Consider the following 17,879-nt stretch of genomic DNA (forward strand, 5'->3'; position numbering starts at 1 on the left):
GTGGCGGGCAGGGATCTCGACAAGCTCGATCAACGGGCGGGGGGCGAAAGGCGGCTAGCGGGTGCCGCTCGCGAACCAGTCCAGCACGCGCAGTGCACGCAGGGTGATCCAACGACTCGGCTCGCCCACCCTCTCCATCTCGAAGTGCGCCTTGCCCGGGTGCGAATTCTCCAGGAGCCACCGGCCGTCGTCGCCCCGCTTGTTCTCCACGAGATCAATCGCCTCGTCGCAGCGTGGGTCAGGCGCGACTCCCGCCCGTCGCAGATAGTCGAGGCCTCTGAGCCCGTCATAGAACCAGCGGGTGGGAAAGGAGAACAGTGCCCACTCTGGATCCCCCAGCTCGCCCGTCGACAGGCGGCGGAGCATCCGTCGTTCGAGGAGGTACTCCTCTGCTCGGTTGCGCGCTGCCGTCACCTCGGGTGATGCGCCGCGCACCTGCTCATGCTCGAGCAGGCCTTCGAGCACACAGATCGTCGTGTGGAATGAGGAGCGCGTGGAGCCGAACTCTGCGTCGCAGTTCCAGCCGCCGTCATCGAGTTGCTCCTCGAGGAGCCGGTCGACCACACTCTGGACGTCTTCGCCGAAGTAGTCACCGAGCGCCGCCACCAGTCCGTTAATACAGGGCTCGACCTCGCCGGCGAAGTAGTCCTGGTTGTCGTGATCCCACTTGACGTTGTCGCGCACCCGGGCGATGGCCGTGCGCGCTTCATTGCTCGCCGGGTCGAGGCCCAGCTCACGGAGCAGGACGAGGGTGTGGTGCGTGCCGGTCCAGGGCTGGCCGGGAGCATCGGGATCGCGCGGTTCGGCGGGGTCGTAGACGCCACCGTCCCATAAGCCGTCCGGGCCCTGAAGCCCGAGAAGACGCGCACCCCAGCCCTCGGTCGCGACCCGCGACCGTTCGGCCGCGACGACCTCGGCCGGCTCGTCGAGGAGATCTCGCATCACCTGCCAGCGGATCGCGGGGTCGGAATCGAGCAGCCAGTCAGTGACAGTCATGCGGGGAAGTTTAGGGGGCGGCAGTCTGCGGGGTGAAGGGGTCGCTACGGGCGTGAGACCATGAAGTGATCGGTAGGGGGCTACACATTCTTAATGCAGACGCATCATCCGTGTTTGGCGACGAGCCGGCAACCGACTCACCCACGCCCGCACCACCGGAAACCTCGCCGAGCACCACCCTCTCAAACGGGCTCCTCGCCCTCGCTCTCGAAGCCGTGTCGGAGGGGTCGCTGATCACCGACGCCGACCAGCGCATCATCTACGCGAACGGCGCAATCACCACCATCACCGGATACTCCGCAGACGAACTGCTCGGCAAGAACTGCGCGCTGCTGCAGGGCGAAGACACCGATGAGGCCACCATCCAGAGCATGCGCGACTGCTTCGCCTCCGGTGAGACATTCCGCGGCGAGGTCCTCAACTATCGCAAGGACGGAACCCCGTTCTGGAACTCCCTGACGATCACCCCGCTGAAAGATGCGTCCGGCACGACGACCCACTACGTCAGCGTGCAGCGCGACATCAGCTCGCTGATCGAACTGCAGGACCAGCTCAAGCACCAGGCCACCCACGACTCGGTCACCGGACTCCCCAATCGCGCCGCACTGACTGAACATCTCGTCGCGGCACTGGCCCGTTCCGCGCGCGGCGGAACCGCCCTCGCCGTCGGAATGATCGACCTCGACGATTTCAAGGGCATCAACGACACCTACGGACACCCGGCAGGAGACATCGTCCTCCGCGAGTTCGCCCGTCGCGTCGGCGGATGCATCCGTGACGGCGACATGCTCGCCCGCGTCGGGGGCGACGAGTTCATCGTCGTGCTCGAAGGGCTCGACCGCGCGAAACCGCTCGACAACCTGCGCGCGGTGCTGGCCCGCATCGACGACGCCACGTCGCCCGCGATCGACCTGGGCGACGGCGACACTGTCGGAAGCACTGCGAGCATGGGAGTGGCGCTCTTCCCCGGCCACGGCACCCGGCCGGCTGAGCTGTTGCGCGTCGCCGATGAGGCGCTGTACTCGATCAAATCCCGCAAGGGCGACCGCTCCGACTGGTGGGAAGTGGCTGAGCTCGAGGGTGATCGGGACTAAGCCTGCCGAGGGGGGATTTCGACAGGCTCAATCACCGGGGGCGGCTCAATCACCGGGGGCGGCTCAATCACCGGATGCGGGCGGCGCGGCGGCGGCGCACGAGGAGCGCTCCGCTGCCGACGAGGATCGCACCTGCAGCGATGGCGAGGGTGAGTGCGTTGCCATCGCTACCTGACTCCGCGAGCAACCCATCGGCATCCGTCGTGTCCCCTGTCTCGACCGGCGCAGCGGCGATCGTCACCGATTGCTGCAGGTTGTTGAGACCGGATGCTGCATCCCACGTACCGACGTTCGCTGTCTGAATCGCGAAGCGGGGGTCGTCACTGGTCCCCTCGTCTGCCGAGGGCAGCGCGAGGTAGGTGTCGTATTGCCCGGCCGGGACCCCTGCGAGCGACGCCGTCAGAGTCGTGGTCGTCCCGGGCAGCCAGGCCCGGGCATCGGCACCGCTGGTGAAGGGGAGCTCGAACCGACCGGCAGCACCCTCGAGAACAAGCACAGCCGTTCGCGGGTTGTACGGCGCGGCCCAGCCGTCGTTGCGCACACCGACCGAGATCTCGGTCGACCCGGCCGACACAGTGCTCTCGGTCAGGGTGAAGCGGTAGCCGAGACTGCGGGCAGTCTCGGCGATGCCCTCGTCGCCCCAGCTGTTGAGAACGTCCTGGTTGTAGTCACGGTTGAGGTAGCTGTAGTTGTAGCGGGCCATCTCGGCGGATGCGCTGGGCCACTCGGATCGCGGCGGGTTCACATTGCACGTCTCACCGCCGATCGGCACGTACAGGCTGTCTGCTTCGAGATACTCCTGGTCGAGCTCGATCGGGTCGGAGAGGAACGTGCCCCAGTCGTCAGGTGCGGCGAGGAAGCAGTCGTTGTGGTGACCGACACGCGCGATCGTCGTGTCTCCGCGAGCCTCGTCTGCGGTAACGGCGCTGCCGGCCCCGCTCGGCACGCCTAGCAACTCCTGCTTTGACAGCATCGTGCGCACCTGCACCGAGCGATTCTCGGGCAGTGCGTCGAGCAGCGCCTCGGTCACCGCGGAACGGTTCGCCCAGTCCTCCTCGGTGACGACACCCGGGTTTGCCGGGTCAGCGACGAAGTGGTCGGTGTAGTAGCCCTCACCCCAGAGTCCGATGAGACCGTTCTGAACGACGGGGATCACATCGGCATTCGCCTGGAGGATCGGTGCGAGCTGCTCGATGTGCGCGAGCACCACGTCGACAGGCGCGTCGCCATACGGCGGCTCATAGGGCCAGGCTCCACCCTGCACGTAGGCAAAGCGCGTGATCACCGAGATTCCGGCATCCCGCGCGGTGTCGTAGTCGGCCTGCACGAGGTCGAGGAACTCATCGTCGAGCACCGGGGTGTTGGCGAACTTCTCCAGGTAGAACACCCGGAGGATCTGCGTGATCCCTTCGGTGCGGAACTGCTCGATGGTGGCTCCATCGAGCGGGGTGTAGCCGGAACCGTCTGCCCGGTAGTGGGTTTCGGTGTGGTGATAGAAGCCACGCTCAGGGTTCGCGATCACCTCGGTGCTCGCCTCGTAGGTGACGGTGACGTCACCCGGCGCGGCCATCGCCATGGACGGAGCGCCCATCGCAGCCAACCCCACCAGTGCGATCCCTACCGGAATGAACTTCGTGCGACTCTTTCTGGCGTGCATTTCCGATCCCCTTTGTTCAGATGATGCTGGTTTGCGCTTACTTCAGGCCACTCGACGCCAGGCCATCGATGACCCGACGCTGCAGCACGATGAACATGATCAACACGGGCGCCATCGCGAGCAGGCTCGCGGCCATCACCACCGGATAGTCGGTGGTGCGGTCACCGATCAGCGTCGCGAGGCCGGCGGACAGCGGCATCCGATCGCTGAATGTCGTGACCACGAGTGGCCAGAGCAGCTCGTTCCACGACCACAACACGGTCGTGATCGCGAGCACACTGATGGTCGGGCCGGCGAGCGGCAGCATCACCTTCCAGAAGACCTGGAACGGGTTCGCACCGTCGAGGCGCGCGGCCTCTTCGAGTTCGACCGGCATCGCGAGGAACGCGGTGCGCATGAGGAAGGTGCCGAACGCGCTGAACAGACCGGGAAGTACGAGGCCGGAGAGCGAGTTGAGCAGCCCGAGGTTCTGCACGATCTGGTACTGCGACAGCAGGTACACCTGCGACGGCACCATGAGGATCGAGAGCACCAGCGCGAGCAGGAGTCCTCTCCCCCGAAACCGCATCCGGGCGAACGCGTACCCAGCGAGCGTGCAGAACAGGATCTGGGCGACCGTGCGGATCACCGTGATGAGCACGGATGTCGTCAGCTGGTCGAGGAACGGCAACCGCGTGAACACCGCTGCGTAGTTGTCCCACTGCAGTTCGGCGGGCCAGAACACCGGCGTGACGCTCTGTACCTCCTGGTTCGTCGACAGCGACATGATGATCTGCCAGACGAACGGGAACGCCATGATGACGGCGCCGGTTCCGAGAACGATGTGCGCGACCACGTGGGAGCCCCCGCGACGGCGCGGACGCCGACGAGCGGTCGGAGCTGATTCCCGCGCGACAGGAGGCACGCGGACGGATGTCACTGCGTCAGTCAACCTGGACCCACCGTTTCTGGAGACGGAACTGGATGGCGGTCACGATTCCGATGATCACGAAGATGACCATGGCGATCGCCGCGGCGTAGCCCTTGTCGTTGTTCACGAAGCCCTCGCGGTAGAAGAAGTAGACCAGCGACATGCTCTTCGGAAGCACCGGGTTGGAGCTGCCGAGGATCGCATAGAGAAGGTCGAAGACCTGGAAGCTGGAGATGATCGTCACGATGGTGATGAAGAAGATGCTCGGTGTGAGCAGCGGCACGGTGATCGACCGGAACTGTCGCCAGCGGCTCGCACCGTCGAGTTCGGATGCCTCGTACATCTCCGGCGGGATGTTCTTCAGTCCGGCGGCGAGCACGATCATGGCGAAACCGAGCGACGACCAGAGTCCGACGATGGCGACGGCGACCGTCGCTGCGCCGGGGGTGCTGATCCAGTACGGCCCGTCGATGCCGAGAAAGCCCAGGCCGTAGTTGAGCAGCCCGAAGTCGCCGTTGAAGATGATGCGCCAGACCATGGCGATTGCCGTCGGCATCGCGACGTATGGGAGGAAGAAGAGGACCCGGTAGAGCGAGGCGAAGCGGAGGCCCGGGAGGTTGAGCAGGCTGGCGAGGAAGACGGCGATCGGGATGCCGAGCATCACGATCCCCGTGTACAGCAGGGTGTTGCCGAAAGAGAGGTAGAGCGCCGGGTCTGCGAAGAGGTTGACGTAGTTCTCGAAGCCGGCGAAGTCCCAGCCGCCGAACGCCCCCCAGTCGGTCAGCGAGTAGAACGCCGTCTGCAGGATCGGCCAGAAGTAGAACACCGCGATCCCGCCGACGAGCGGGGCGAGGAACAGCCAGGGCCAGATGCCGTCGCCGGCGGTGCGGCGGCGACGTGCAGCGGGGGCGCCCCTCCCGGCCCGCGCCGCCCGACCAGTGCTGGTCGGGGCGGGCGAGCCGGGAGTGTGCGTGGTGGTTGTCACTGGTCACTCCTCGGCGAGAGCCGCGTCCATCTTCTCGGCGAGTTCGGTGGCGACCTCCTCCACGGGGCGCTCTCCGGAGAACGCCTGCGGCAGCAGTTCGGTCTCAAGGGCGTTCCATGCGGCGGAGTTGTTGCTCACCGGGAGCGGCTGGGAGTAGGCGACAGCGTCCAGGAAGACCTGGAGGTTGGCATCCGGCATCGACGCGGTGAAGGCATCCTGCGTGTCGGTGTACGCGGGGATCATCGCTCCGGCGTCGCCCTGCTGCTGCTGTGCTTCTTCGCTGGCGAGGAAGACCTGGAACGCCTGCGCGGCCTGCTTGTTCTCGGACGTCGCTGAGACGACGTTTGAGACACCGTGGATGACGGTGGCCTGCTCTTCACCTGCGGGGAGGGGAAGAACGGTGATGTCGGCTGCGAGGTCGGTGTCGGTCAGTGCCGAACGGAACCAGCTGCCGCCCCAGTACATGGCGAGCTTGCCCGAGGTGAACCACTGGTCGGCGGTCGTGTCTGTGAGCTGCTGGATGCTCGGTGATCCTCCGCTGGCGATGAGGTCGGTCCAGAACTGGATTCCAGCCTGCGACTCTTCGGAAGCGTAACCGGACGTACCATCGTCGATCACGGATCCGCCGGCCTGCAGGATGGTGTTGTAGTACGTCGTCTGACCGTCCATACCGCCTGCACCGCCGTAGATGCCCTGGCCCTCGAGCGCGGTCGAGATCTCGGCTGCGGTCTGCTGGAAGTCTTCCCAGGTCCAGTCCTCCGTCGGGAGTTCGACGCCGGCCTGCTCGAACAGCGCCTTGTTCGTCCAGACGCCGATCGTGTCGAAGTCCTTCGGGACGCCGTACTGCACGTCGTCGACGTTGTAGAGGTCGACGAGCGACTCCGGGTAGTTCGCGGGGTCGATGTCGTCGGCCTCGACGGCTCCTGAGATGGGCTCGAGCTGCCCGTTGGAGGCATAGAGGCCGATGTTCGGCCCGTTCATCCAGAACACGTCAGGCAGGGTGTCGCTCGAGGCCTGCGTCTGCAGCTTGGTCCAGTACTCGGCGTAGGGGGTGACGTTGACGTTCACCTCGATGTTCGGGTACTCCTCGTTGAACGCCTTGACGTTCTCCTCGATGGCTGCGACCTGGTTCTGGTCCCAGAGGCCATAGGTGATGGATGCCTTCAGGTCCTTGTCAGGAGCCGAATATTCGGATGAGTCGCTCGGGCCAGCACTGGAGCTGCAGCCGCTCACGACGAGGACGAGGCCGACTGCTGCGGCCACGCCGGCGCTGACACGCCTGGTGGGGAAGATGGACGAGGTCATGCTGAGGTCCTTTCGAGGGTGACGCAACGAATGTGATGACGGGGTCAGGCGAGGGTGGAGGTTCTGGTGGTGAAGTGTTCGGTGACGGCGGAGGGAAGTTCTGGGACGGTCAGCGGCACGGAGCCCGAGCGCAGGGACGCGGCGGCCAGTGAGCCGGCCGCGACGGCTTCACGTGCGGCGATCGGCGAGACGATCGTCGGGGTGCCGTCGAGCACGTGGTTGAGGAATTCGGTCATCGTGAGCCGATCGGCATCCTCATGCCCACTGGCGACACCGTCGATGGGGTACTCGGCGTCGCCGGCTTCCTGCCATTCGTGGCGGCGGTTCCAGACCTTCACGACTCCGCCGGCGGTGTCTCCGAAGTTCTCGAGGCGACCTTCGGTGCCGATCACCGTGTAGTTTCGCCAGTAGTCCGGGGTGAAGTGGCACTGCTGGTAGCTGGCCTGCACGCCGTTGTCGAGGGTCATCAGCATCATCGACACGTCTTCGACGTCGACGACCGGGTTGAGTCCGGTCTGCTCGGCCGGCGGCCAGTTGTCGTAGGAGAACCAGTCCATCATGGTCTGGCCTGGACGCTCGTGGCGGTCGGTGATGCCGCCGTAGACCATGAGGTCGCCCATGCCGACGACGCGGCGGGTGTAGCCGGAGGCGAGGTAGTGCACGATGTCGATGTCGTGGCTGGCCTTCTGCAGGAGGAGCGTGCCGGTCTTCGAGCGGTCGGCGTGCCAGTCCTTGAAGTAGAAGTCGCCGCCGTTGCCGACGAAGTGGCGCACCCAGACCGCCTTGACCTCGCCGATCTCGCCGCGCTCGATGATGTCACGCATCACGCGGACGACGGCGGCGTGCCGGAAGTTGTGGCCGACGTAGAGCGGAGTGCCGGTTTCGGCTGCCGTGATCAGGACCCGGTCGGCGCCCTCGAGCGAGATGGCCAGGGGCTTCTCGAGGTACACGGCGATGCCGGCTTCGAGGAGCGCGACGGCGATGTCCTCGTGGGTGTGGTCGGGGGTGGTGACGATTGCGGCGTCGATCCCGCCTGCTTCGATCAGGTCGGACAGCGACGAGTAGACGGTCGCTCCGGGGAAGAGGGAGCGTGCGCGGTCGCGGCCGTGCTCGCTGTTGTCGACGACGGCTGTGACGCTGGCGCCGGGGCGTGCCGCGGCGACATGGTGTGCGATCTCGCTGCGCTGGCCTGCGCCGATCACTGCGACCGTCAGCCGGGTCTCATCCGCTTGCGTGAATACCGAGTTCATCCGTACGCTCCCACTTCGTTGTGTCTTCTGACATCTTGCACCATCCTGCGCGACTTTGTCACGTTCGAGGTCAAACTGATCACAAAACGACACTACAACGCAGTCCGGATGCCGCAAGGGGTCACCCGTGTTTGTTTACGGAGCCGTAACACGAGCGGAATCCGTCGGTCGCGCGTGGCTTCGGGTGGAGCGCGGTGGCCCGGCGCACTGACTCGGGGCGTCGGCCGTCTACTCACGCGTTCCGGACGTACTCACCAGGTGCGCCGGGTGAGTGCGTCCGGAACGGGTGAGCAGGTGACGCTATCGGGCCTCGACGGGCTGCGCCACGACGAGTTCGACCCCTGCCGCCGCGAGCTCGGCCGCGAAGTCCGTGGGCACGTCGACGTCGGTGACGAGGATGTCGATCTGGTTCAGCGGGCAGATGCGCGCGAAGGTGCTCCGCCCGATCTTGGTGGAGTCAGCTGCGACGATCACGCGACCGGCGACAGCGGCGATCTCGCGGCTGGCATCCGCTTCACCCTCGTGGATGGTGGTCGCACCGAATGGCCCGCTCAAACCGTCGACGCCGAGGACGGCGGTGTCCAGACTGAAGCCGCGCATGGCCGCTCCGACGAGCGGGCCGACGAGTTCGTACGATTTCCGCCGCGGAACCCCGCCGGTCACGACGATTTTGACGTGTTCGCGGACCGACATCTCGTAGGCGATGTTCAGGGCGTTGGTCACGATCGTCACGCCGAAGACGTCTCCGCCGACCCGGAGTCGCTCGCTGCGTCCGAGCATCCGTGCGACTTCGCTCGTGGTCGTTCCACCGTTCATGCCCACAGACTCGCCGGGCATGATGAGCTCGGCGACGGCCCGTGCGATGGCGACCTTCGCGTCGGCCTGCCTGGCGATCTTGTACTGCAGCGGCAACTCGTATGCGGAGCCGAGGGCGGATGCACCGCCGTGCGTGCGCGTGACGAGCCCCTGCTCGGCGAGCAGGTTGAGGTCGCGGCGCACCGTGGCGGTCGAGACTCCCAACGCATCGCTGACGTCTGCGATGGAGACGTTGCCCTGCTCCCCCACGATCTCGAGCACGAGATTGAGACGACCCTGCTGCATCATCGACGGCCGCCTTCCCCTGGTACCGAAAATCTGCTGTCACAACCTGACCGGTCGTGATTGATTATGCTCAACAACGACGATATCGATCATTTTCATTGAGAGTTGAGCAAGTTTGTCATACATCCGGGAACGACGGTGAGTACGCCACGGATGCTCGGACTCGCCGCGATGCCTCGCGTGCCCGCCGACCGGCGTCTCACCGATGCGATCACCGCGGCTCTGCGAACCGACCACGAAGCCGGGAGCAGGGAACTCGAATCGCTTGTCGCCGCGGTCTCGGACGCCCTCCCGGATGCCGGAGCGCAACGCGTCGAGTTCCTCGAGGCGGCGCTGATCAGCTGTGGCGAGGAGTCCGCGCGGCGACAGCTCAGGCTCGGGATCTCTCCGGAGGTCACGGCCGCGACACTGGCCGACGTCGGCCGCAAGATCGACTCATACGGATCCGATGTCGACATCCCCTGGCTGATCGGTCTCCTGCGCGGTGATGTCGTCGCCCTCGGACGGCTGCAGTTCGAACGCCATGAAACCGCCGACGGACGGGCGATGCACATCCCCGAGGACGGGCCCCTCGACCCCGAGCGCGTTGACCGGTCGATCGCCGCGTGCCGTGCTCTGTTCGGGAGCGGGACGATCACGTGCACGTCCTGGCTGCTCGACGCCAACCTGCGCGCGCTTCCGAGTGGGAGCAACATCGGCTCGTTCGCCGCCCGCTTCGACGTGGCCCCTGCGGCATCCGGCACCGGGCATTCCGGCTCGGGGGATGCCGCGGTGGCGAAATTCGTCTTCCGTCGCCCGCTGGCCGAGGTGCTGGACCCGGCGGTCGTGGTCCCCGTGACCTCGCTCGAGCGACTGGTTGCCGGGCACCTTCGCTCGGGGCAGCATTGGACCGAGCCGCGGGGGGTGCTCCGGGCGTAGCCGGCCGGTGATGCGGCATCCGATGGTTGCCGTGATCCCACGTCGAAGGGGACCGAAGGGTGTTTGCGGGCAGAGTGCCCGCCGAATGGGCCCGAAGCGTCGTTCAGGGCGGGCGCGAACGACCCATTGGGACCGATCGATGCATCCGAAGACCCTTTCGGACCGATCGGCGCCGCCGGCTGGGACACTGGAGCCATGGCTCATTCTGAAGAGGTGTCGGCTCGTCGCTCCACGGTCGAGGAATGGACAGGAGCGCTGGCGGAATCCACCGGGTCGCCGGGTGGGGGCGCCGCCGCCGGGGTGATGCTCGCGATCGCGTACAGCCTGACCTCGATGGTTGCGGGGTACACCACGGTCGACGGCGACCTCGGCGACGAGCTCGACGGCCTCCGGAGACGCGCCGCGGATGGACGCGAAACCGCTCTCCGCCTCGCCGACGAGGATGCTGCGGCATCCGAATCGTTCGGAAGCGCGTTTCGACTGCAGCGCGGGCCGAGTCGCGACGAGGCCATCCGTGACGCGTCGGTCGAGGCCGCACGCGCATCGGCCGCCGTCGGAAAGCAAGGCACGGATGCCGTCGCCGACCTGGAATGGCTGGCACGGCACGGCAACCCCGCGCTCGTCGCCGATGTCGCCGTCGCGTGCGGTGCGCTCCGTGCCGCTGTCGCCGGCGCCCGCACCAACGTGAGCTTCGATCTTTCCTCGCTCACCGCGGGCGGTGAGGCGCTGGCCGACGTTCGCGAGGAGCATCCGGTGCTGTGGCAGACGGTCCGGGATCTGGATGCCGTTCTCGCCCGTATCGACCATCTGGCCGCGGAGATCGAGGGACGGGCAGGTCCCACCCCTGCCGGTGATTGACCGTCGAAGTCCCGGTCATCGGTCGACAAGCATCCGCCCCGGAACCAGTTCCATGCGTCGCTATGGAATACGGTTGCCACTGTTACGTTGGATCTAGTGACGGTTCACAATTCGGCCGTCCGAACATACAACTGCAGGACACGATCCCGCGCAGGAGGAAACACCATGGGTAACTTCGAAGGCAAGACGGCACTGGTCACGGGCGGCGGCTCGGGACTCGGTGAGGCAATCAGCAAAAACCTCGCCGGCAACGGTGTGAAGGTGGTGGTTGTCGACATCAATCTGGATGCCGCGACGCGCGTCGTCGACGAGATCACCGCTGCCGGTGGCACCGCTTCCGCGTTCCAGGCGAACACCATGGTGGCCGACGACAGCAAGAAGGCCGTCGAGTTCACCGTCGAGACCTACGGCGCTCTCAACTACGCCGTGAACAACGCCGGCATCGGTGGCGCCAACGCCCCGACCGGGGAGATCGACCTCGAGGACTGGGACCGCGTCATCGGCATCAACCTCAACGGTGTGCTCTACGGGATGCGGTACCAGATTCCGGAGATCCTGAAGGCAGGCGCAGCGGACGGAGCCATCGTCAACATGGCATCCATCCACGGAACCGTCGCCGCGCTCGGAAACTCCGCGTACACCGCCACCAAGCACGCGGTCGTCGGCCTCACGAAGAACGCGGCCGCCGAGTACGGCGCACAGGGGCTGCGCATCAACGCTGTCGGCCCCGGCTACATCGACACCCCGCTGCTGAAGGCCGCACCGGCGGAGGTCCTCGACAGCCTGCAGTCCAAGCATCCGCTCGGCCGACTCGGCCGGCCGGAAGAGGTCGCCAACGTCACGACCTTCCTGCTGTCAGACAAGGCGAGCTTCATGACCGGCTCGTACGTGCTGGTCGACGGCGGCTACACCGCCATCTAAACCCGCGAGTTGCTGGGTTTGCGGGGGTGCGGGCCGGCCCACACCCCCACAAACCCGGCAACTGGCGCTGTGAGCATCTCCGTCGGCAGAGGGAAGACGGATGTCACACGCCCTGTGTAGGTTGTACACGTGAATTCTGAACCTTCCTCATCCTCCTCCGACGACGTCCTCGAACCGGGCGCCGCAGCATCCGAGGTGCCCGCCCACTGGAAGCGGAACGTCGGGCTGTTCCTGAGCGGGCAGACGATCTCACTGTTCGGCTCGATGATCGTGCAGTACGCGGTCATGTGGTACGTCACGTTCGAGACCCAGTCGGGCTTCGCGATCGCGCTCTACGCGCTGGCCGCCTTCCTGCCGCAGGGCCTCGTGTCGATCTTCGGCGGTGTCGTCGCCGACCGGATGAACCGCCGCGTCCTTGTCATCATCGCCGACGGTTCGATCGCCGTGGTGACGTTCATCCTCGCCCTGGCCATGGCCAACGGCATCACCGACCTCTGGGTAATCCTGCTCGCTGTCGGTGCGAGGTCGATCGGCGCCGGCTTCCAGACGCCAGCTGTCCAGGCGATGATTCCGCAGATCGCCCCCGAGGACCAGCTGATGCGGGTCAACGGCATCTTCGGCACCATCCAGTCCGCGATGGCGCTGCTCGCTCCAGCCGTCGCCGGCGCCGTGTTCGGCCTGTTCGGCATCGTTCCGGTGTTCTTCATCGACGTGGTGACCGCGGTCATCGGCATCCTGTTCCTCGTCTTCGTCTCGGTGCCGACGCTGGCATCGATCGCCTCGAAGACGACGAGCTACGGTGAGGACCTCGTCGCCGGGATGCGGTACATCTGGGAGCACCAGGTCGTCCGCTGGCTGCTCGGTGTCTTCGCGATCATCTTCCTGCTGACCGTCGCGCCGTCGTTCATCACACCGCTGCTCATCGCCCGCACCTTCGGCACCGAGGTGTGGATGGTCACCGTGCTCGAGATCGCGTTCAGCGTCGGCATGATCCTCGGCGGCATCCTCGTGTCGACCCTGCTCGCCAAGCGCAGCAGGATCGGGCTCATCCTCGTCGCCACCTTCGGCTTCGCGGTCTTCACGATCGCGCTCGGCCTCGCGCCGAACCTCTGGGTGTTCTACGGCTTCATGTTCGCGTTCGGGCTTCTCGTTCCGTTGTTCTCGGCGCCGTTCATGACGCTCGTCCAGGAGACGGTCGAACCCGAGATGCACGGCCGTGTGTTCAGCTACGTCGGTATCGTCATGGCCCTCGCGACGCCGATCGGCATGACGGTCTTCGGTCCGCTCGCCGACGTGATCAGCGTGCAGGTGCTGCTCATCATCGCCGGTATCGCGACGATCCTCGTGATGGTGGTCGCGATCCTGCTGCCATCCGGTCGGGCCGCGATGGCTGCGGCTCACGCGCAGAAGCCGCGTGGGCACGTGGATTCCGCAGACGACACCGGCGAGCCCGCCGACGTCGACGCGCGCTAGCGGGAGCTCGATACACCCGGGTCGCGTGGCTCGGTCTGCACCCGATCAGCAGTGGGACCATCGGCACGAGACAAGGAGAAAGGCGCGGCACAAGGATGCTGTGGCCGCGGCATCCTTGTCTCGTGCCTTTTTCCTTGCGCGGGGTCGGCTGTGCAGGGTGATGACAGCGCGGGCCTGGCCGTGCACGTCGGAGCGGGGTGACACATCCGGCCTCCCGCAGCGGGGTTTCGGGAGGAGAGTCGTGGGTCCGCCGACGTATGGACGATGGACCCCCGGATTTTCCGCCCGAAGCGCCGGTGACGGGATCAGCCGAGCGCGACGATAAGGCAGAGCACCGTGAGGACGATGCACACCGGCGTCATCAGGTTGCGCTCCGGCTTGCTCCTCGAGACGCCGTTCATGACGATTCCGATCGCGAAGTAGGTGGTCACCGCCCAGATGCCGATCTCAGCGACGGGCTCCGGGAGCATGTTCGCGATGCCGGCGTTCTCGAGGATGATGATCGCGATCGCCGCGTACAGCAGGATCGAGATCGCGCTTCCGATGCGGAACTTGCGCGGCAGAACATCGTGCTGCCCACCCCACGCGTACCGGCCGAGCGGGCGGCCCGCGATGAGTAGGGCCTGGAATACGGCGAGCGCCAACAGGATGAGGCAAGCGACGATGGCCGCAGCAGTGATCATGCTTGAACTGTAGCGGGATGTCGAGTCGCGAGGAGGGAAGCGGGCGCCCAGCGACGGGAGGGACGAACGCAAAACAGGAGAACGCACGATGTGCAGGATGCTTCGGCGCGATTGGTCCTGATAATCGTGCAATCTCCTGTTCAGCGTGCGCTTCGGCACGGGATCGCGGGTCAGCGGGCGGCAGCCACCGGATCAGGCACGAGCGACCAGCCGGCATCCGTCGCTTCGAGCAGGACGATCGCCCCGTTCGCGATGCCGCCGATGTCGTCACCCGTGAGGGCAAAGACCGTCGCCCGGATGAAAGCCCCATGCGAGACGAGGATCAGGTTGCCCTCGTGGCGCCCCACGAGCTCGTCGACGATTGCAGCACCTCGGGCACGAACCGCCTCGACGGGTTCGGCGTCTGGGAAGACTCGATCCGCCCATTTCGCAGCGATGTCGACCGCGTTCGCGCCTTCGGCCTGGCCAAAGCTGCGCTCGATCAGATCCTCGACCGGCTCCCCCATCGGGATCCCGGATCCGTCACTGATCGCGCGAGCCGTCGCCGCGGCGCGGACGAGCGGAGAACTGAGCACAAGCGACCACTCGTCAGGCGAGAAACTGGAGGCGATCGCCCGAGCCTGCTCGAACCCGGTCTCGTTCAGTGGGATGTCGGCACGGCCCTGGAGGCGGCGCTGCAGGTTCCAGTCGGTTTCACCGTGGCGCACGAGGGCGATGGTCGTCATCGCTCCACCGTATCCGAGGGGTGCCTGAGCGGATGCTGTACTCGCCGCAGCGGGGCCGGCAACGCTCGACAGGAGAAATCGCGAGGCACACACATTCGACAGGAGAAATCGCCCGTTTCTCTGCGTCTACACCTGTTGACCGTCGGGACACACCGCGGCCGAACACTGCTCGCGCTGCCACTTGCTCGGGATGCACCGTCCCCAACTTCGGAGATTCTCGCCTGGAGGGCCGTTTCATTCGCGAATGAGGCCGATGGGGGCACGATCTCCGAAGTTGGAAACCGCGCCCCGTCGCTCCGGACTACCGGACTACCGGCCGCCCGCGAGGGGCCGGTTCCGCTGGGCGATGCCAGCCTCACCGTAGGGGTAATCGTCCAGCTGCGGCGCGCTGGCATCCGTCAGCCGTTGCACTTCGTCGGCGCTGAGGTCGAGGTCGACGGCGGCCATGTTGTCGGTGAGCTGGTTGACCGTCCGCGCGCCGAGGATCACCGACGTGACGGCGGGCTGCGCGCCCAGCCAGGCCAGCGCCACCTGCGAGGCGGATGCCGAGTGCGCGTCAGCGATTTCGGTCACGACATCGAGAACCCGCCAGGTGCGTTCGGAGTCGTTGCGGGCCCGCCACGCCTCCATGCCGCGCTCCGGGTTCTCACCGAGACGGGTGGACCCGGTCGGAGGAACATCGCGCTCGTACTTGCCGCTCAGCCAGCCGCCGGCGAGCGGCGACCACGGCAGCAGGCCGATCCCGGCGTCGAGCGCAGCCGGGACGACCTCGTGCTCGATATCGCGGACGAGAAGGTTGTACTGCGGCTGCAACGTCACCGGCGCCGTGAACCCGTGGGCGGATGCCACGTGGACCGCTTTGGTCAGCTGCCAGCCGAGATAGTTGGAGAATCCGTAATACGAGATCTTGCCGGCGGTCACGGCGTCGTCGAGAAAGCGGAGGGTCTCGTCGACCGGAGTCAGCGCATCCCATGCGTGCATCTGGTAGAGGTCGATGTGGTCGACCTGGAGCCGGGCGAGCGAGTCGTCGAGTGCCGTACGGAGGTGACGGCGGGACAACCCGACGTCGTTGGGCCCCGTGCCCATCGGGAACCGGCCCTTCGTGGCGAGCACGATCTGTTGCGCCTCTGTCGGGTTCTTCGCGAGCCAGCGGCCGATGATCTCCTCAGACACCCCGGCGCTGTAGACGTCCGCGGTGTCGATGAAGGTCCCTCCACCGTCGATGTAGGCGGCGAGGATATTGCCGGAGTCGGCCTCGTCGGCCTCCGCTCCGAATGTCATCGTGCCGAGTGCCTGCGCCGAGACGACTGCGCCGGACCTGCCGAGAGTGCGGTATTCCATGGAGCTCCCTTGATCGAGTGTCCGACACTACCGGTGTCGCCGATTCGCTCACAGGGGTTGCGCTGGAGCCGGAGCCGACTCCCCTCCTCACGCTTCAGGGGTGTCGCAGCGACGCGCATCCGCGTAGCGTGATCGACGATGTTCCCGATGAACAAGGAGGTTCCCCATGGCCGAACTCTCACCGATCCAGCCGTGCCTGTGGTTCGACAACCAGGCACGCGAGGCGATGACGTACTACGTGGATGTGTTCCCGAACTCGCGGATCGTCGCGATCGACGAGTACCCGGATGAATCGCTGGACGAACACTTCTCCGGAATGTCCGGCAAGGTGATCAACGGTCAGTTCACATTGAACGGCGTCGATTTCGTCTGCCTCGACGGCGGGCCGCTGTTCACCTTCAACGAGTCGATCTCGTTCATCGTGTCGTGCGCCGACCAGGCCGAGATCGACCGGTACTGGGCGAAACTCTCCCACGTGCCTGCGTCTGAGCAGTGCGGCTGGTGCAAGGACCGGTTCGGGGTCAGCTGGCAGATCATCCCCGCCAACATGGGTGAGCTCACCCGCCGGCCCGAGCAGATCCAGGTCATGATGCAGCAGAAGAAGATCGTGATCGCAGAGCTCGAGAACGCCTGACCGTCACGTCGGCGCAGGGTCCGTGCCGTCCTCAGGGCGCGGATGCTTCGTGCCCCTGTGGATCTCGTACGACCGGGTTGTGCCGGGCGAGTCCGGATCGTCGACGATGGGTTTGTCGGCCATGAAGAGACGGATGACGTTCGCGAGTTCGCCCGGGTGACTGAAGTTGATCGCATGCGCGGCGCCTTCGATCAGGACGATGACAACCTGACTGTCGGTCTGGGATGCGATCTCCTGCACCCGCGCAGGACCAGGGAGAAGCGGATCGCGGTCACCGATCACGACGAGTGTCGGGATCTCCAGGTCGAGCAGTCGCTGGAGTGAGGGGAACTGGGTGAGGGCGCGGAACATGCGGACCGTGCTTGGCACACCGAACCGGAGATAGTCCGGTGTCGCGACCCGCACCATGCTGGGCGGCTCCCGGCCACCGTCGCGAGCGAGCTGCCCGACCGCCCGACGCAACGGCTGGTTGTGGACACCGCCTGCCGGCGACACGAGGACCGCGCGGTCGATCCGCTCCGGGTAGTTGTAGGCAACTTCAAGGATGACGGGGCATCCCATCGAATTGCCGACGAGAGTCGCCTTGTCGACCTGTCGGTCATCCATGAACCGGACGGCGGCGTGAGCCAGGTCGGGCACGTCGAGGGCATACGGCGCTTTGCCGCTGCGCCCGAAACTCGGGAGGTCGGGGACCAGGGTGTGGAACTCACTGCCGAGCTGCTCAGCGGTCGGGAGAAGGTAGCGACCCGAGAGACCGAATCCGTGCAGGTGGAGCATCACCCGGGCGTCTGGGGGTTCGGGCGACTCGCGGTAGAAGACATCCACACCGTCGATCGTCGTCCAGCGCTCGGCGAGGCTCGACGCGGGGCGTCGCGGAGTCCGCCGTGCCCTGCGTCGGGCTGCGGCTGATTCGTTCGATTTCGTCGCCACGATTCGCTCCCAGGCCTTCACGACGTTATCGCCCAGGCCAGCAGTCGACCGTTCAGCTCCCGAGGGTATCCACGGGCCCAGGGGTCGACACATCGAAC

The 17,879-nt window shown here is 66.1% G+C and carries 17 protein-coding genes; 6 read left to right on the forward strand and 11 right to left on the reverse strand.

Features of this window, described 5'->3' with window-relative positions; all coding sequences use genetic code 11:
* Positions 1-54 precede the first annotated feature (54 nt).
* A complete protein-coding gene (locus tag AC1M2K_RS02895) occupies positions 55-996 on the reverse strand; it encodes a prenyltransferase/squalene oxidase repeat-containing protein (RefSeq protein WP_480239767.1) in 942 nt (313 codons plus the stop codon).
* 110 nt (positions 997-1,106) lie between these two features.
* On the opposite strand from AC1M2K_RS02895, the gene AC1M2K_RS02900 reads away from it, so the two are divergent.
* Positions 1,107-2,090 carry a diguanylate cyclase gene (locus AC1M2K_RS02900; RefSeq protein ID WP_480239768.1) on the forward strand — a complete coding sequence of 328 codons (984 nt, stop codon included), beginning with the start codon at positions 1,107-1,109 and terminating at the stop codon, positions 2,088-2,090.
* A 67-nt stretch (positions 2,091-2,157) separates the two neighbouring features.
* Here the strand turns inward: AC1M2K_RS02900 and AC1M2K_RS02905 are convergent, their stop codons facing one another.
* From AC1M2K_RS02905 to AC1M2K_RS02930, 6 genes are all read right to left on the reverse strand, one after another.
* Positions 2,158-3,681 carry a DUF4832 domain-containing protein gene (locus AC1M2K_RS02905; RefSeq protein WP_480239769.1) on the reverse strand — a complete coding sequence of 508 codons (1,524 nt, stop codon included), beginning with the start codon at positions 3,679-3,681 and terminating at the stop codon, positions 2,158-2,160.
* Positions 3,682-3,784: 103 nt separating this feature from the next.
* Positions 3,785-4,582, reverse strand: coding sequence for a carbohydrate ABC transporter permease (locus AC1M2K_RS02910; RefSeq protein ID WP_480237918.1), 798 nt, complete (start codon positions 4,580-4,582; stop codon positions 3,785-3,787).
* Positions 4,583-4,670: 88 nt separating this feature from the next.
* The gene (locus AC1M2K_RS02915) at positions 4,671-5,642 is read right to left on the reverse strand and encodes a carbohydrate ABC transporter permease (RefSeq protein WP_480237919.1); all 972 of its coding nucleotides are present in this window, start codon (positions 5,640-5,642) and stop codon (positions 4,671-4,673) included.
* A gap of 3 nt (positions 5,643-5,645) precedes the next feature.
* A complete protein-coding gene (locus tag AC1M2K_RS02920) occupies positions 5,646-6,947 on the reverse strand; it encodes an ABC transporter substrate-binding protein (protein ID WP_480239770.1) in 1,302 nt (433 codons plus the stop codon).
* A gap of 44 nt (positions 6,948-6,991) precedes the next feature.
* The gene (locus AC1M2K_RS02925; RefSeq protein ID WP_480239771.1) at positions 6,992-8,197 is read right to left on the reverse strand and encodes a Gfo/Idh/MocA family protein; all 1,206 of its coding nucleotides are present in this window, start codon (positions 8,195-8,197) and stop codon (positions 6,992-6,994) included.
* A 300-nt stretch (positions 8,198-8,497) separates the two neighbouring features.
* Positions 8,498-9,301: a DeoR/GlpR family DNA-binding transcription regulator gene (locus AC1M2K_RS02930; protein ID WP_480239772.1), complete on the reverse strand. Its 804-nt coding sequence runs from the start codon at positions 9,299-9,301 to the stop codon at positions 8,498-8,500.
* A gap of 135 nt (positions 9,302-9,436) precedes the next feature.
* Between AC1M2K_RS02930 and AC1M2K_RS02935 the strand changes: the two genes are divergently transcribed.
* The 4 genes from AC1M2K_RS02935 (at position 9,437) to AC1M2K_RS02950 (ending at position 13,468) form a co-directional block, all read left to right on the forward strand.
* Positions 9,437-10,216 carry an acyltransferase domain-containing protein gene (locus tag AC1M2K_RS02935; protein ID WP_480239773.1) on the forward strand — a complete coding sequence of 260 codons (780 nt, stop codon included), beginning with the start codon at positions 9,437-9,439 and terminating at the stop codon, positions 10,214-10,216.
* 195 nt (positions 10,217-10,411) lie between these two features.
* Positions 10,412-11,074 carry a cyclodeaminase/cyclohydrolase family protein gene (locus tag AC1M2K_RS02940; RefSeq protein WP_480239774.1) on the forward strand — a complete coding sequence of 221 codons (663 nt, stop codon included), beginning with the start codon at positions 10,412-10,414 and terminating at the stop codon, positions 11,072-11,074.
* Between the two features lie 165 nt (positions 11,075-11,239).
* Positions 11,240-11,995: an SDR family NAD(P)-dependent oxidoreductase gene (locus tag AC1M2K_RS02945; protein WP_480239775.1), complete on the forward strand. Its 756-nt coding sequence runs from the start codon at positions 11,240-11,242 to the stop codon at positions 11,993-11,995.
* Positions 11,996-12,124: 129 nt separating this feature from the next.
* Positions 12,125-13,468: an MFS transporter gene (locus tag AC1M2K_RS02950; RefSeq protein ID WP_480239776.1), complete on the forward strand. Its 1,344-nt coding sequence runs from the start codon at positions 12,125-12,127 to the stop codon at positions 13,466-13,468.
* 305 nt (positions 13,469-13,773) lie between these two features.
* On the opposite strand, the gene AC1M2K_RS02955 is transcribed toward AC1M2K_RS02950, so the two are convergent.
* The 3 genes from AC1M2K_RS02955 to AC1M2K_RS02965 form a co-directional block, all read right to left on the reverse strand.
* Positions 13,774-14,151 carry a hypothetical protein gene (locus AC1M2K_RS02955; RefSeq protein WP_480239777.1) on the reverse strand — a complete coding sequence of 126 codons (378 nt, stop codon included), beginning with the start codon at positions 14,149-14,151 and terminating at the stop codon, positions 13,774-13,776.
* Positions 14,152-14,321: 170 nt separating this feature from the next.
* Positions 14,322-14,876, reverse strand: coding sequence for a histidine phosphatase family protein (locus AC1M2K_RS02960; protein ID WP_480239778.1), 555 nt, complete (start codon positions 14,874-14,876; stop codon positions 14,322-14,324).
* A gap of 309 nt (positions 14,877-15,185) precedes the next feature.
* Complete coding sequence (locus AC1M2K_RS02965; protein WP_480239779.1) at positions 15,186-16,217, reverse strand: aldo/keto reductase; 1,032 nt, start codon at positions 16,215-16,217, stop codon at positions 15,186-15,188.
* A 166-nt stretch (positions 16,218-16,383) separates the two neighbouring features.
* Between AC1M2K_RS02965 and AC1M2K_RS02970 the strand changes: the two genes are divergently transcribed.
* Positions 16,384-16,851 carry a VOC family protein gene (locus AC1M2K_RS02970; protein WP_480239780.1) on the forward strand — a complete coding sequence of 156 codons (468 nt, stop codon included), beginning with the start codon at positions 16,384-16,386 and terminating at the stop codon, positions 16,849-16,851.
* A 3-nt stretch (positions 16,852-16,854) separates the two neighbouring features.
* On the opposite strand, the gene AC1M2K_RS02975 is transcribed toward AC1M2K_RS02970, so the two are convergent.
* The gene (locus AC1M2K_RS02975) at positions 16,855-17,781 is read right to left on the reverse strand and encodes an alpha/beta fold hydrolase (RefSeq protein WP_480239781.1); all 927 of its coding nucleotides are present in this window, start codon (positions 17,779-17,781) and stop codon (positions 16,855-16,857) included.
* Between the last annotated feature and the right edge of the window lie 98 nt (positions 17,782-17,879).

This window comes from Mycetocola sp. Y171 (assembly GCF_056713165.1).